Source organism: Streptomyces cathayae (assembly GCF_029760955.1).
Taxonomy (GTDB): domain Bacteria; phylum Actinomycetota; class Actinomycetes; order Streptomycetales; family Streptomycetaceae; genus Streptomyces; species Streptomyces cathayae.
In genome coordinates this window covers 2,698,347-2,712,603 of record NZ_CP121682.1, presented here as the reverse complement: position 1 = coordinate 2,712,603, position 14,257 = coordinate 2,698,347, and the positions used below count along the sequence as shown (strand labels likewise).

The window sequence follows — 14,257 nt, the reverse complement described above, 5'->3', positions numbered from 1 at the left end:
GACGGGGCACACTGGAAGCACCCCCGTCGCCGGGCGTGCCGCCGGACCCGGTCGCCTCCCGCCGTACGTCCAGCCGAACCAACCGCCGACCCAATCCGTTTCACCGGGGGAGTTGGAAGCACCCGTGACCACCAGGACCGACCACATCGCCGATCGCCCCGTCTCGCTCACCGCCCCGAGCGGCATCAACCGCGCCGCCCACCACCGGCTCGACGAAGCATGGCTCGCGGCAGCCTGGAGCCACCCCTCGACGCGCTGCTTCGTGGTCTCCGGCGGCCAGGTCCTCATCGACGAGACGGCGGACGGCAGCACCGAACTCGTCATGACACCCTCCTTCGAGGCGCCGCTCACCGAGGCACACCGCTACTTCCTCGGCACCGACGAGGACGGCGTCAGCTACTTCGCCCTCCAGAAGGACGTCCTGCCCGGCCGCATGGACGACTCCGCCCGCCCGGCCGGACTGCGCGAGGCGGGCCTGTTCCTGTCCTCACGCGACGCGGGCCTGATGGTGCACGCGGTCGCCCTGGAGAACTGGCAGCGCCTGCACCGCTTCTGCTCCCGCTGTGGCGAGCGCACCGTCATCGCCGCGGCCGGCCACATCCGCCGCTGCCCCGCCTGCGGCGCCGAGCACTATCCGCGCACCGACCCCGCCGTGATCATGGCCGTCGTCGACCGGCAGGACCGCATCCTGCTCGGCCGCCAGGTCCACTGGCCCGAGGGCCGCTTCTCGACCCTCGCCGGATTCGTCGAGCCGGGCGAGGCCATCGAGCAGTCGGTGCGCCGCGAGGTCCACGAGGAGGTCGGCATCAGCGTCGGCGAGGTCGAGTACATCGCCAGCCAGCCCTGGCCGTTCCCCTCCAGCCTCATGCTGGGCTTCTTCGCCCGTGCCACCTCGACCGACATCACCGTCGACGGCGACGAGATCCACGAGGCCCGCTGGTTCTCCCGGGAGGAACTGGGCGCCGCCTTCGAGTCCGGCGAGGTGCTCCCGCCCTACGGCATCTCGATCGCGGCCCGTCTGATCGAGCGCTGGTACGGCAAGCCCCTTCCGACCCGCAGCGCCTTCTGACACACGGAAGCGGGGCGGGCGTCCCTCGACCGGGGACGCCCGCCCCGCTTCCAGCGAGCCGCTCGCTCAGCCGCCGACCTTCTGCTTCACCTGCGCCAACGACGGATTGGTGAGCGTCGAGCCGTCCGGGAAGAGCACGGTCGGGACTGTCTGATTTCCCCCGTTCGCCTTCTCCACGAAGGCCGCGGAGTCCGGGTCCTGCTCGATGTTGATCTCGGTGTACGCGATGCCCTCGCGGTCCATCTGGCCCTTCAGGCGGCGGCAGTAACCGCACCACGTGGTGCTGTACATCGTCACAGTGCCCGGCATGTCTCTCGTGCTCCTTCGGCTGCTCGGGGGAAGTCCTCGATGTGAGAGGAACGTACTTGAAAGCGCAGGCATTCCCCTGCGGCGGGGCCCGCCCCGCGTCCGTCCCGGCCCGCCCGGTCCTCCTGGTGTGATCTCCGACGTATCAGCCCGTCGTATCAGTACGACCGCGAGGTGCTGCCTGTGGACAACCCGGCTCATCCGCCTCCGGCGACCTGGCAGCATGGCGGTGTGACAGCAGCAACGCCCTCCCCTCTCTTCCCGCGGGTACCGGACTCGGCCGACGCGGTGCTCGAAGGGCTCGACCCCGAGCAGCGCGAGGTGGCCACCGCCCTGCACGGCCCGGTGTGTGTGCTGGCGGGCGCCGGTACCGGCAAGACCAGGGCGATCACCCACCGGATCGCCTACGGGGTGCGCGCCGGCATCCTCCATCCCTCCAGCGTGCTCGCCGTCACCTTCACCAACCGCGCCGCCGGGGAGATGCGCGGCCGGCTGCGCCAGCTCGGCGCCGCCGGGGTCCAGGCCCGCACCTTCCACTCGGCGGCGCTCCGCCAGCTCCAGTACTTCTGGCCGAAAGCGGTCGGTGGCTCCCTGCCCCGGCTGGTCGACCGGAAGGTCCAGCTCGTCGCCGACGCGGCCGCGGCCTGCCGCATCCGCCTCGACCGGGGCGAGCTGCGGGACGTCACCGCCGAGATCGAGTGGTCCAAGGTCACCCAGACCGTTCCCGCCGACTACCCGCCCGCCGCGGCCAAGGCCGCGCGTGAGGCGCCCCGCGACCCCGCCGAGATCGCGCAGCTCTACGCCGCCTACGAGGACCTCAAGCGGGAGCGCGGGGTCATCGACTTCGAGGACGTGCTGCTGCTCACCGTGGCCGTCCTGCAGGACCGGCGGGACATCGCCGAACAGGTCCGCGCCCAGTACCAGCACTTCGTCGTCGACGAGTACCAGGACGTCAGTCCGCTCCAGCAGCGGCTGCTGGAGCTCTGGCTCGGCGACCGGGAGAACCTGTGCGTGGTCGGTGACGCCAGCCAGACGATCTACTCGTTCACGGGCGCAACGCCCGACCACCTGCTCGACTTCCGCACCAGGCATCCCGGTGCCACCGTCGTGAAGCTGGTCCGTGACTACCGCTCCACCCCCCAGGTCGTCCACCTCGCCAACGGTCTGCTCGCCCAGGCGCGTGGCCGGGCCGCCGACCACCGGCTGGAACTGGTCTCCCAGCGCGGCCCGGGGCCCGAGCCGGTCTTCACCGAGTACCCCGACGAACCCGCTGAGGCCGAGGGCGCCGCGCGCCGGATCCGCGAACTGATCGACGCGGGTGTCCGGGCCAGCGGGATCGCCGTGCTGTTCCGCACGAACTCCCAGTCCGAGACCTACGAGCAGGCCCTCGCGGACGCCTCGGTGCCGTACCAGCTGCGTGGTGCCGAGCGTTTCTTCGACCGCCCGGAGGTGCGCAAGGCGGGCGTCGCCCTGCGTGGGGCGGCCCGTTTCGGCGGTAACGACAGTCTCCTCGACGACGTCGTCGACCTGCCCTCCCAGGTGCGTGCCGTGCTGTCCGGCCAGGGCTGGACGGCCCAGCCGCCGGCGGGCTCGGGTGCGGTGCGGGAGCGCTGGGAGTCGTTGGCGGCTCTGGTGAACCTCGCCCAGGACTTCGCCGCCGCCAGGCCGGGTGCGACCCTCGCCGACCTCGTCGCCGAGCTCGACGAGCGGGCCGGCGCCCAGCACGCGCCGACCGTGGAGGGCGTCACGCTCGCCTCGCTGCACTCGGCCAAGGGCCTCGAGTGGGACGTCGTCTTCCTGGTCGGTGTCGCCGAGGGGATGATGCCGATCACCTACGCAAAGACCGACGAGCAGATCGAGGAGGAGCGTCGGCTCCTTTATGTCGGTGTCACCCGGGCGCGTGAGCGTCTCCATGTCTCCTGGGCACTCTCCCGTTCGCCCGGCGGGAGGGCGAATCGCCGGGCCAGCCGCTTCCTCGACGGGTTGCGTTCCGGCTCGGCGGCCGCGGTCGGCCGGGGCGGTGCGGGAGGAGTGGGAGGTGTGGAGCGTGGTGTGTCCGGAGCGGCGGCCTCCCCCTTTGCGGCGTCGGGCCCCCGACGCGGGCAGCGCAGCCCTGCCCGGTGCCGGGTCTGCGGCCGCACCCTGACGGACGCGGGCGAGATGAAGCTGATGCGCTGTGAGGACTGCCCCTCGGACATGGACGAGGGCCTCTACGAGCGGCTGCACGACTGGCGCGGCGAGCAGGCGCGGCGCAGCGGACAGCCGGCCTTCTGCGTCTTCACGGACAAGACGCTGATGGCCATCGCCGAGGCGGTCCCCGAGGACGCGGCGGGGCTCGCCCGCATCCCCGGGGTGGGGATGCGCAAGCTGGGGCGCTACGGAACCGACGTACTGGCCATATGCGCAGGCGGGGACGGGGCGCATGGCAAGGATCAGGACTGATTCCAACTCGTCGGGAAAATAGTTTGCGCATGCCCGGGGAAGCCCCATAGGTTCTTAGGCACGGGAACGGCGGCCTTCTCACAGGCCCTGGATCCGTGTTGTACTTGCATATTCGCCGGACCGGTAGACCCCGGTCCCCTGATACGCCGAGAGGAGGCGAGTCCTGTGATCAGCATCAACACCAGCTCCGTCGTCAAAACGACCGATCGCTCGGCCGTCTCCCTGTGCATGCTCGGCGCCTCGCATCAGGGCACTGGTCTGTCCGGCATCCCTGCCGCAGGTCCGGCGTCCTTTGCTGCTCCCGCGGGTCTTTCCCTCCGTGAGCGCAATGAGCGACCGATCAAGGCACTGGAAGCGGTAGAGGCACAGGTGCAGACCTATGCCTTTGCGGCGGCCGGTGCCGGATTCCGGAAGCAGACGACACAGCACCACCTGATGTGGGCCTTCCGTGGGCCAGAACCCTGGAGTCATCCAGCCTGATGCGATCAGGCCGGCGCCTTCAGGGCCGCGGAACCCCATCCGGGATCCGCGGCCCTTCTGTTTGTCCCCGAACGGGGACGACGGACCGAAGCGCCTCGGGACAGGACAAGAACCCGGTACCAGCCGACACCCGGCCCACCGGCCGGAACGAACAGACGAGGAAGACGAACCGTGCAACTCGAAGCGCACGCCCCGTCCGTACCGCCTTCCGAAACGATCCCCAAGCCTGGCTCCACGGAGGACCCGACCTTGACTCCGCTCACCGCGCTCACCGCGCTCGACGACGCCATCGAGAACCTCGGCGTGCCCGTCCCGTGCCGTTCCTACGACCCGGAGGTCTTCTTCGCCGAGTCGCCGGCGGACGTGGAGTACGCCAAGTCCCTCTGCCGTACCTGCCCGCTGATGGAGGCCTGCCTCGCCGGTGCCAAGGAGCGGCGTGAGCCGTGGGGCGTCTGGGGCGGGGAGCTGTTCGTCCAGGGCGTCGTCGTCGCCCGGAAGCGGCCGCGTGGCCGGCCGCGCAAGAACCCGGTCACGGCATGAACACCCCAGGAACGATCGACCATCCCCTCACGCACGACCCGCAGAAGCAGGCCCCGATGATGCCGACCGCCGACGAGCCCGCAGGCTCCGCGACCGAAGACTTCACCACCAGCGGCGCGAACGACTCGCGCCAGAACAGGACCCGTGAGATGCAACTCATCCCAGAAGCCCTGGCCCGTGCGCATATGCACGAGCGGCTGCACGAGGCCGAGCGGGAGCGCCAGGCTGTACGCCTGGTGACCGCTCAGCGGATGCAGCGCCGCGCCGAGCGTGCCTCCCGGCGCGCCCGCCGCGCGCTCGCCATGGCCGTCATGCAGTAGCCGTGCAGTAGCGATTCTCCGGGCCGGCCCGTTCTTCCGATCCGGCCGACCCGGCGGTCCTTCTCCACCACGGGGGCCGGTCCGTGCCGAACGGACCGGCCCCCGTGGTGCGTTGCACCGAGCGGGCCGCGACGACGGTCGCGGCCCGCGCGTCTCACGCCTGAGCCGCCGACTTCTCCTCCGCCGACTTCTCTTCTGCCGAGGCCCCCGCGCCGTCCGCGTCCGCCGCCTCCGCGTCCGCCGTGTTCTCAGTGCTCTCCGCGCCCAGCTCCGGTTCCTCCGGCTCCGGTTCCTCCGGGAGGAACCCCGGCAGCCACTCCTGCAGTTCGTCGCGGAGCCGTACCGTCCCGCCCAACTGGCACAGCACACCGATCGTGCTCAGGGTCACCCGGTGTATCAGCAGGTACGCCGGAGGGAGGTTGAGCTGCTTGGCCAGTTGGTAGGCCGGGGAGCGGGGATCGCCGATGCGTGTGGCCTGGCCGCGCATCCAGCCACGGGTGAAGGTGAACGCCTCGACCCGCGCCGGCTCGATGATCGGCAGGAGGTACTCGAGGACCGCGTCGGGATCCAGCTCGATGGTCTCCCTGACGAACCCCTCCGCGCACAGCATCCGGTAGACGGACTCCGCCTCGCCGTCCACTGCCATCCGCAGGGCCTCGCCGATGGGGTGGGGCAGCCCGCCCGGGAGACGGTCGACCGTGCCGAAGTCCAGTACGCCCAGACGCCAGTCGTCCTCGCCGTCCGGACCGCCGGGCAGCAGACGGAAGTTGCCCGGATGAGGATCGGCGTGCAGCAGCCCGGTGCGGGCCGGTCCGGAGAACAGGAAACGGGCCAGGAGCTGACCGGCTCGGTCGCGCTGCGCTTCCGTGCCGTCCGAAATGATCTCCGACAGGGGGACGCCGTCCATCCACTCGGTGACCAGCACCTGTTCGCCCTGGTGGACCACCGCCGGTACGACGACGTCGGGGTCGTCCGTGAACTCCTCGGCGTGGGCCTGCTGAGACCGGGCCTCCAGGGCGTAGTCCAGTTCCTCCGAGACCCGGTCCTTCAGCTCGGTGATCAGCGGTTTGACGTCCATGCCGGGGATGAGCGGGCCGAGCAGGCGGGCGAACCGGCTCAGCTGGTTCAGGTCGGACAGCAGGGCCTCGCCTGCGCCCGGGTACTGGACCTTGACCGCCACCTCGCGGCCGTCGTGCCACACTCCCCGGTGCACCTGGCCGATCGAGGCCGCGGCAGCCGGCTTGTCCTCGAACTCGAGGAACAGGTCGCGCCAGTCCTCGCCGAGCCGTTCCTCCAGCACCGTGTGCACGGTACGGGTCGGCATGGGCGGGGCCGCCTCCTGAAGCTTCGTCAGCGCCGTGCGGTAGGGCCCGGCGATCTCCTCCGGCAGGGCCGACTCGAACACCGACAGGGCCTGGCCGAACTTCATCGCGCCGCCCTTGAGCTCGCCGAGCACCTTGAACAGCTGTTCCGCGGTGCGCTGCTGCAACTCCCGGCCGACGATCTCCGCGGACTCGCCCACGATCCGCTTGCCGAGCCCCCAGGTCGCCCGCCCGGCGAAGCCGAGCGGGAGCGCGGCCAGCTTGGCGGTCCGGGTGACCGCCTTCCGGGGAAGATCAGACATGCGCCCTCCAAGTCCCTGCCGGCCGCTCCGCGTCCGCCATACGGCACGACTCCTTCGACGGCCCTTGCGAGGCCATTGTCTCGTGCGCCCGGCCGTACTCGGAGGTGTGTTCCGACATGCCTTTCACCGCGTCCCCCTCCGCCGCTCCGCACGGGCAGCCGGGACGCGCCCGGACCGGCCGTGCATGCCAGTGCAGGCCCGGGAGGGATGCCTCCCAACGGGTGCCGGCGCTGGACGGAACATGGCCGTCCAGGTGAGCCAACGCATGGGCACCGGCCAGTCCGGCCACGGTCGCGGCCAGAGCCATGTCGCAGGCTCCCACCTGGCGCTGCCGTCCGGAGCGCCACTGGGCGACCATACGGGGCCAGGCCGGGTCCCGGTCGGTCCTGTTGCCCTGGAGGCAGCCCGCGCAGGCCGTCTCACCGGGCAGGACGAGCGGTCCGACGACACCGGTTCCCTCCGCCACTCCCGCGTAGAGGTGGGGTGTTCCGGAGGCCACCAGGGGCTCGGTCCCCGACGGGTCGGGTGCGTGCACGGCGACATCGTCCCGGGGAGCGAGGATCACCAGGGAGAACCCGGGATCGCCACCCACGAACGGCGACCGGGCGGTACGGCGCCGCGGTCGGTCCGGTGCGGCGCGGCGCACGGCGCGGCGGGCCGCCTCGTCCCTGCGGTCGCCGACGGCTTCGGCGGGCAGGCCGCCCGGTGCGACGTCCCAGGGCTCGACCCGCCCGATGTCACGCACGTCGACCTCACCCACGCCGGCTGCCGCCAGCAGCGCCGCCAGCATCGCGCCCACCCGGCCGGCTCCCCTCACCTGCACCCGCGCGCCGCGGCGCGCGGCGAGTCGCCCGAGCGCGTCGCCCGGTGCGGAGGTGGTCAGGGTCAGCGAGGCCAGGTCGGGGCGCAGCCGGTCGAGGACCTCCCGCTTCTCGCGCAGGGCATCGGCGGCCGGACCGCCGCCCCGGGAGTCGTCCAGGAGCCCGGCCCGCGACAGTCTGGTCACGAGCCGGTCGACATGACCGTCGGGCAGATCCATGCGCCGGCCTTCCTCCCGCAGGTGGGCGAGTCCGCGGGTGCCGTTGAGCAGGTCGAGGAAACTGCCCGTCGCCGTGTCCACCGGCCCCAGGGTCAACGCGTGCGCGGGTGTCATCCCGAACTGCACGGTGTTGAGGTCGCGCCATCCGCGCCGGAGCGCGGGTTTCACCATCGGATGCATGCCAGGTCCCCCGTATGCCCTTGATCGCTGCCGTAGTGCCGTAGTGCCGCTGAAGTTCAGTGCCGTCGACCCGCTCGTGGGGCGGTCGACGAGTGCCAGCATGCACCGCTTCGGGGAAGTGTGCGGAAAGTTGTCCACAGGGGTGAGGAATGATCCTATAAATCCTGCGCATGGTGAGGGGATCGACATCGAAGCGTCCTGGAACCGGGACTTCCCCGGGGACAGCGGGTAACGTCGGGGCGTGCCCGCCGACCCACCGCACCGCGCCGCCCCACCACAGCGCAGCACGACGAGCCAGTCGACGAACGGCTCACGGGCGAGCGCGATCGAGGTCCGCCGGAGTTCCCGCCGACGCAGAACGGTGTCCGCGTACCGCGAGGGTGATCGCACCGTCGTGCTCATTCCCGCCCGGATGTCCGAGGCGGAGGAACAGCGCTGGGTGAACGTCATGCTCGACAAGCTGGCCGCCCAGGAGAGCAGGCGGACACTCGGGCACACCGAACTGACCGAGCGGGCCGAGCGGTTGTCGGCCCAGTACTTCGACGGGCGGGCCCTGCCCCGCTCCGTGCGGTGGGTGACCAACCAGAACACGCGCTGGGGCTCGTGCACGCCGTCCGAGGGCAGCATCCGCCTGTCGCACCGGCTGCAGGGCATGCCCGAGTACGTCGTCGACTACGTCCTCTGCCACGAGCTGGCGCATCTGCTGGTGCCCGGTCACGGACCCCGTTTCTGGCGTCTGCTGGAGGCGTATCCGAAGACGGAACGGGCCCGGGGCTACCTCGAAGGCGTGGTCGCGGCCGAGCGGCTGCCGCATCCGCCCGGCACCCGCGACGAGGGAACGCCGTCCGCAGTGAGCGCACCGTAGGGGCACGCGCGTGTTGTGTACCGGGTCTGTACCGACATCGTCGGTTGTCCGGATTTGCCGTTAGCCTGGCGCGACGCACTCACATTCGGGATGGGGGACGGTCGTACGCATGGCCAGGGAATTCCAACGCGGCCACAAGGCCAGGATCAGTGATCTCACCGCTGGCACGGATCTGTACGTAGGCGTGCAGATCTCCGGCCCCGGGCTCACCTTCGACATCAGCTGCTTCGGTCTCGACGCGGACGAACGGCTCTCGGACGACCGGTACTTCGTCTTCTTCAACCAGCCGAAGTCCCCCGAGGAGTCCCTCCAGCTCCTGGGTGCGCAGGCCGGCGACACGGAATCCTTCCGGGTGACGCTGGACCGGATCCCGCAGCAGATCAAGAAGCTGTCCTTCACGGCGACGATCGACGGCGCCGGGCAGATGTCCCAGATCGGTCCCGGATACATCCGCATCGTCGCGGGCGGCGAGGAAGTGGCCCGTTACCCCTTCGACGGCTCCGAGTTCTCCACCGAGCGGGCGGTGATGCTGGGTGACTTCTACCTCAAGGACGTGTGGCGGTTCGCCGCCGTCGGTCAGGGCTTCGACGGTGGGCTCGAAGCGCTGCTGAAGAACTTCGGAGGTGAGGTGGCGGAGGAGGAGCCCGCCGCCCCGCAGCAGCCGCAGGCGAGCGGCGCCGCTCCTGGCTTCGCGCCGCCCGCGTTCGCCGTCCCCGGCACCGCCGTGCCGACTCCCGCCCCCGCGCCGGCCCCTCAGCCCGCGGCACAGGGTTTCGCCCCTCCCCCCGGCGCCACTCCGCCCCCGCCCCCGGCGCCGTCGGTGCACGCCGCGCAGACGATCGTCGCGCCCCTGAACACTCCGCCCGGGGGCTCCCCGGTGCCGCCTCCGGCTCCGGCGCCCGCGCCCTTCGGCCGGCCCGGCCAGCAGCCACCGCCCCCCGGCCCGCCGGCTCCGAGCGCCCCGCCGCCCCCCGGCTACGGCGCGCAGCCGCAGGCACCACAGGCACCCGCCCCGCCGCCCGGTTACGGCGGGCCGACACCCCCACCCGGCTACGGCCAGCCGCCGCCCGCACAGATGCCGGGTCAGGTGCCCGGCCCGCCGGCCCCCTACGGGACTCCGCAGGGCGCTCCCCCGAGCGCACCCCAGGGTGCACCGCAGGCCCCGGGTGTGCTCGGTGCGCTCCAGATGTTCAAGGAGACGCCCACCGGGCAGCGCTGGACCCAGCAGAACCAGAAGCTCGTCCGCGTCGACCTCGGCATCGGCGGTCAGCCCGTGCTGGCCCGACAGGGCAGCATGGTCCTCTACCAGGGCAAGGTCGACTTCAACTACAAGGGCGCCGGCTTCACCGGCCGGATCGTGGGCAACGCGACCGGCCAGGAGATGCAGCTGATGCGCTGCACGGGCCAGGGCCAGGTGTTCTTCGCCGAGGACGCCACGATGCTGCACCCGATCGAGCTCCAGGGCGACGCCGTGTGCGTCTCCGCCGAGAACGTCCTCGCCTTCGACGAAGGCCTCCAGTACGAGGTCCGCCGTGTCGAGGGGCACGGCATTCCCGGTGGCGCGCTGTTCACGATGCAGTTCCAGGGGACCGGCACCATCGTCGTGAAGACGCACGGCGTGCCCGTGGTGCTGCCGGTGACGCCCACCACGTTCGCCGACTGCAACGCCGTGGTCGCCTGGTCGGCCGCCTCCCAGGTGATCGTCTCCAGCCAGGTGCGAATGCGCCGCAACTCCTACCCCGGCGACACCGGGGAGAGCGTCAACCTCCAGTTCCGGGGAGCACCCGGCAACTTCATCGTCGTCCAGCCGTACGAGATCTGAGGGAGCCCGTCATGAACCAGCCACTCGCGGGCTACGCCCCCGCCCCCGTCACCGCGCGCATGGAGAACCACGGCGACCACATGCTGAAGGTCGCCCTGCAGACCGGGAACGACCTCTTCGCGCGCGTGGGGTCCATGGTCGCCTACGAGGGGTTCGTCCAGTACGAGCCGAACCCGTCGGCCGTGCGCCAGATCGCGCGGGACTGGATGACCGGGGAGGGCGCGCCGCTGATGAAGTGCTCCGGCGACGGCCTGCTCTACCTCGCCGACTACGGTGCGAACGTCGTCGTGATCAACCTCAACGGCGACGGCATCTCCGTCAACGCCACCAATCTGCTCGCCTTCGACGCCCATCTGTCGTGGGGCGTGGAGCGGGTGAAGGGCCTGGCGAAATTTGCCGGGCAGGGCCTGTGGAACACCAGGATCTCCGGGCAGGGCTGGGTCGCGCTGACCTCCCGGGGCAAGCCGATCGTCGTCGACTGCGGCGGTGGCGAGGACGAGACGTACGTCGACCCGGACGCTCTGGTCGCCTGGTCCCCGAACCTCAAGGTGAAGGGCAAGCGCAGCTTCCGGGCACAGTCGCTGATCGGCCGCGGCAGCGGCGAGGCCTACCAGATGGCGTTCTCCGGCCAGGGCATCGTCGTCGTCCAGCCCAGTGAGGACAGCACCGACCGTCTCCGGGTCCGGGGCTGAGGGGGAGCAACCACACCATGCAGAGCCCGCTTTTCGCCCACAACGACCAGCAGACCCAGGAACGCTGGAGCCTGCAGAACAAGCAGATGCTCCGGGTCGCCCTGGAGGGTCACGACGACATCCTCGCCCGCAAGGGCAGCATGATCGCCTACCAGGGACTCGTCGAGTTCGACGCCGAGTACCAGAGCCACGGTCAGGCACTCAACCGTGCGCGCACCGGTGAGGGACTGGACCTGATGCGCTGCCACGGGCAGGGCACGGTCTACCTCGCCAACCTCGCCCAGCACATCCATCTCATGGACGTGGACCATGGGGGGCTGACCGTCGACAGCAGCTATGTGCTCGCGACGGACTCCTCACTGCACCACGAGGTCATCGCCGTCGACAGCCTGTACGGCATCTCCGGCTCCGGGAAGTACCAGCTCAACATCACCGGCCAGGGCAAGGTCGCGCTGATGACCTCCGGCATGCCGCTGCTGATGCAGGTGACGCCGGACACGTACGTCAACTGCGACGCCGACGCGATCGTCGCCTGGTCCACGGGGCTGCGCGTGCAGATGCAGGCCCAGACCCACTCCTCCGGGGTGTGGCGGCGCCGCGGCAGCACCGGTGAGGGCTGGGAGCTCAGCTTCATGGGCAGCGGCTTCGTACTCGTCCAGCCCAGCGAGCTGCTGCCGCCGCAGAACGCCCAGATCGGCTCCGGCCTCGCCGCGCAGTACGGAATGGGCCAGCAGGGCGCCCGTGGACAGAACCAGGGCAACGTCTGGAGCTGAGCCTTCGGCCGGAACAGAGGTGATGAGGGGCGGCCCGTCACGGGGGGCGCCCCTCACGCGTGCGTCAGACGCCCAGTCTCGTCCGGGTCGCTTCCAGCAGACGGACGACCGACGCGTCGGCCACACCCGCCACCTCGTCGTACGGGAACCAGCGCAGGTCGAGCGACTCGTCGCTGATGGCGTGTGCGGCGTGAGGGGAGGCCACGGCCGCGTACTGGACGTCGAAGTGCCAGTGGCAGGGCGGCGGGATCGCATGCCGGTCCAGACGCACCGGTCCGCCCCTCAGGAGGGTCAGCCCCGTGATGCCCGACTCCTCGGTGGCCTCCCGCAGGGCCGCAGCCGCGAGCGAAGTGTCACCCGGCTCACAGTGACCGCCCATCTGCAGCCACATCCGCAGCTTCCGGTGCAGGGTCAGCAGCACCCGGCCGCGCTCCGGATCGACGACCAGGGCGCTCGCGGTGATGTGGCCGGCGTCGCAGGCCTTCCACATGCCGTCCTGGTGCGCGGTGAGGTGGTCGAGGTAGGTCCGGCGGAGTTCCGGCTGGTTCTCGTACCCCTTGAGTACGAGAACCGTGTCGTCGTACAGGCTCACTCGGTGCCGTCACCCTTGTCCTTGCCGGTGCCCTCGTCCGGGCCACCGCTCCTGTCCTCGTCCTTCTTCCTCAGGTCGGACTTGCCGGCCGCCTCGCCGAGCATCTTGTCCAGCTCGGAGAAATCGATCTGCTCGCGGTGCACGAAACCGTCCGGATCGTCCAGGTCGGTGGCCGTCGGCAGCATGTCCGGGTGGGCCCACAGGGCGTCCCGGCCGTCGACCCCGCGCGCGTCGGTGAGCGAGGCCCACAGGCGCGAGGCGTCGCGCAGCCGGCGCGGGCGCAGCTCCAGACCGATCAGCGTGGCGAACGTCTGCTCCGCGGGGCCGCCCGAGGCGCGCCGGCGGCGCAGCGTCTCGCGCAGCGCGTCCGCGGACGACAGCCGGGGCTTCGCCGCCGCGTGCACCACGGCGTCCACCCAGCCCTCGACGAGGGCCAGCGCCGTCTCGAGACGGGCCAGGGCGGCCTTCTGCTGAGGGGTGTCCTCCGGCTGGAACATGCCCTGCTGGAGAGCCTCCTGCAGCTGCTCCGGGTTCTGCGGGTCGAACTGGCCGACGACGTCCTCCAGCTTGGCGGTGTCGACCTTGATGCCGCGCGCGTAGCCGTCGACCGCGCCGAACAGGTGCGAGCGCAGCCACGGCACGTGAGTGAACAGGCGCTGGTGGGCGGCCTCGCGCAGGGCGAGATACAGCCGCACCTCCTCCTGCGGGACGCCCAGGTCCTTGCCGAACGCCGCGATGTTCACCGGCAGCAGCGCGGCCTTGCCGGCCGGGCCGAGCGGCAGGCCGATGTCGGAGGAGCCGACGACCTCACCGGCCAGCACGCCGACGGCCTGGCCGATCTGCGTGCCGAACATGGCGCCGCCCATCGAGCGCATCATGCCGATCAGCGGGCCCGCCATGGCCTGCATCTCCTCCGGCAGCACGTCGCCCATGGCGACCCCGACGCGCTCGGCGACCGGGTCGACGAGCTCCCGCCACGCCGGCAGGGTCGCCTCGACCCACTCCGCACGGCTCCACGCCACCGAGGAGGCCGCACCGGACGGCAGCGAGGTGGCGTCGTCCAGCCACAGGTCGGCCAGCCGGACGGCGTCGTCGACGGCCCTGCGCTCGGCGGGGCCGACGCTGGCGTCCTTCGTGCCGTCCGAAGTGCCCTGGGAGACCGTCTGGCGGGCGATCTGCTTGGCCATGTCCCAGTTCACCGGACCGCCCTCGTAGGAGAGCATCTGTCCGAGCTGCTGGAACGCGGCGCCCAGGTCGTTGGGGTTCAGGGAACCGAACATCGCGGCGAACGGATTATCGGCGCCGGGACCGCCTGGGCCGCCGAAGCCGCCGGCCCCGGGCATGCCGAAACCGAACGGGTTGGCCGGGTCCTGACCGCCACCGCTCTGCGGGTCCTTCTTCTTGCCCTCGTCGCCGTCGTCCGGCTCCTCCGGCGGAAGGCCGAATCCGAATGGGGTGTCACTCACGGGATTCCTCGGCTGGTAGGGCCACCGGTTCTTTCCGGCGGCACGGT

General features: G+C 71.1%; 14 protein-coding genes. 9 read left to right on the top strand and 5 right to left on the bottom strand.

What is annotated here, in order from left to right; translation table 11 throughout:
* Positions 1-124: 124 nt before the first annotated feature.
* On the top strand, positions 125-1,069 hold the full coding sequence (gene nudC / locus PYS65_RS12150) for an NAD(+) diphosphatase (RefSeq protein WP_279333964.1): 945 nt from the start codon (positions 125-127) through the stop codon (positions 1,067-1,069).
* A 66-nt stretch (positions 1,070-1,135) separates the two neighbouring features.
* Here nudC and PYS65_RS12145 read toward each other — a convergent pair whose 3' ends face one another.
* Positions 1,136-1,378, bottom strand: a complete 243-nt coding sequence (locus PYS65_RS12145) for a mycoredoxin (protein ID WP_109376902.1) — start codon at positions 1,376-1,378, stop codon at positions 1,136-1,138.
* 228 nt (positions 1,379-1,606) lie between these two features.
* On the opposite strand from PYS65_RS12145, the gene PYS65_RS12140 reads away from it, so the two are divergent.
* The 4 genes from PYS65_RS12140 (at position 1,607) to PYS65_RS12125 (ending at position 5,157) form a co-directional block, all read left to right on the top strand.
* Entirely contained in the window at positions 1,607-3,817 is a 2,211-nt protein-coding gene (locus PYS65_RS12140; protein ID WP_279333963.1) for an ATP-dependent DNA helicase UvrD2, read from the top strand.
* A gap of 165 nt (positions 3,818-3,982) precedes the next feature.
* Entirely contained in the window at positions 3,983-4,297 is a 315-nt protein-coding gene (locus tag PYS65_RS12135) for a hypothetical protein (protein ID WP_279333962.1), read from the top strand.
* Between the two features lie 171 nt (positions 4,298-4,468).
* Complete coding sequence (locus PYS65_RS12130; RefSeq protein ID WP_202277938.1) at positions 4,469-4,837, top strand: WhiB family transcriptional regulator; 369 nt, start codon at positions 4,469-4,471, stop codon at positions 4,835-4,837.
* Positions 4,834-5,157, top strand: a complete 324-nt coding sequence (locus PYS65_RS12125) for a hypothetical protein (RefSeq protein WP_279333961.1) — start codon at positions 4,834-4,836, stop codon at positions 5,155-5,157. The genes PYS65_RS12130 and PYS65_RS12125 overlap by 4 nt, the downstream gene beginning before the upstream one ends.
* A 154-nt stretch (positions 5,158-5,311) precedes the next feature.
* Here PYS65_RS12125 and PYS65_RS12120 read toward each other — a convergent pair whose 3' ends face one another.
* Positions 5,312-6,781 (bottom strand): ABC1 kinase family protein, encoded by a 1,470-nt coding sequence (locus PYS65_RS12120; protein ID WP_279333960.1) that lies wholly within the window; start codon positions 6,779-6,781, stop codon positions 5,312-5,314.
* The gene (locus tag PYS65_RS12115; RefSeq protein ID WP_279333959.1) at positions 6,774-8,000 is read right to left on the bottom strand and encodes a ThiF family adenylyltransferase; all 1,227 of its coding nucleotides are present in this window, start codon (positions 7,998-8,000) and stop codon (positions 6,774-6,776) included. Before PYS65_RS12115 ends, PYS65_RS12120 begins: the two co-directional genes overlap by 8 nt.
* A gap of 241 nt (positions 8,001-8,241) precedes the next feature.
* Here PYS65_RS12115 and PYS65_RS12110 point away from each other — a divergent pair, with 241 nt between their 5' ends.
* From PYS65_RS12110 to PYS65_RS12095, 4 genes are all read left to right on the top strand, one after another.
* Positions 8,242-8,865: a M48 metallopeptidase family protein gene (locus tag PYS65_RS12110; RefSeq protein WP_279333958.1), complete on the top strand. Its 624-nt coding sequence runs from the start codon at positions 8,242-8,244 to the stop codon at positions 8,863-8,865.
* 109 nt (positions 8,866-8,974) lie between these two features.
* Positions 8,975-10,687, top strand: a complete 1,713-nt coding sequence (locus PYS65_RS12105) for a TerD family protein (protein ID WP_279333957.1) — start codon at positions 8,975-8,977, stop codon at positions 10,685-10,687.
* A gap of 11 nt (positions 10,688-10,698) precedes the next feature.
* The gene (locus PYS65_RS12100; RefSeq protein ID WP_279333956.1) at positions 10,699-11,379 is read left to right on the top strand and encodes an AIM24 family protein; all 681 of its coding nucleotides are present in this window, start codon (positions 10,699-10,701) and stop codon (positions 11,377-11,379) included.
* 17 nt (positions 11,380-11,396) lie between these two features.
* Positions 11,397-12,152 carry an AIM24 family protein gene (locus PYS65_RS12095; RefSeq protein ID WP_279333955.1) on the top strand — a complete coding sequence of 252 codons (756 nt, stop codon included), beginning with the start codon at positions 11,397-11,399 and terminating at the stop codon, positions 12,150-12,152.
* 64 nt (positions 12,153-12,216) lie between these two features.
* On the opposite strand, the gene PYS65_RS12090 is transcribed toward PYS65_RS12095, so the two are convergent.
* Entirely contained in the window at positions 12,217-12,744 is a 528-nt protein-coding gene (locus PYS65_RS12090) for an NUDIX hydrolase (RefSeq protein WP_279333954.1), read from the bottom strand.
* Positions 12,741-14,210, bottom strand: a complete 1,470-nt coding sequence (locus tag PYS65_RS12085) for a zinc-dependent metalloprotease (protein ID WP_279333953.1) — start codon at positions 14,208-14,210, stop codon at positions 12,741-12,743. Before PYS65_RS12085 ends, PYS65_RS12090 begins: the two co-directional genes overlap by 4 nt.
* Between the last annotated feature and the right edge of the window lie 47 nt (positions 14,211-14,257).

Bases quoted from the DNA above. Each gene is read 5' to 3' on its own strand.
- PYS65_RS12100 (WP_279333956.1), top strand. From the start codon at position 10,699: ATGAACCAGCCACTCGCGGGCTACGCCCCCGCCCCCGTCACCGCGCGC.
- PYS65_RS12115 (WP_279333959.1), bottom strand. From the start codon at position 8,000: ATGCATCCGATGGTGAAACCCGCGCTCCGGCGCGGATGGCGCGACCTC.
- PYS65_RS12095 (WP_279333955.1), top strand. From the start codon at position 11,397: ATGCAGAGCCCGCTTTTCGCCCACAACGACCAGCAGACCCAGGAACGC.
- PYS65_RS12145 (WP_109376902.1), bottom strand. From the start codon at position 1,378: ATGCCGGGCACTGTGACGATGTACAGCACCACGTGGTGCGGTTACTGC.
- PYS65_RS12125 (WP_279333961.1), top strand. From the start codon at position 4,834: ATGAACACCCCAGGAACGATCGACCATCCCCTCACGCACGACCCGCAG.
- PYS65_RS12120 (WP_279333960.1), bottom strand. From the start codon at position 6,781: ATGTCTGATCTTCCCCGGAAGGCGGTCACCCGGACCGCCAAGCTGGCC.
- PYS65_RS12105 (WP_279333957.1), top strand. From the start codon at position 8,975: ATGGCCAGGGAATTCCAACGCGGCCACAAGGCCAGGATCAGTGATCTC.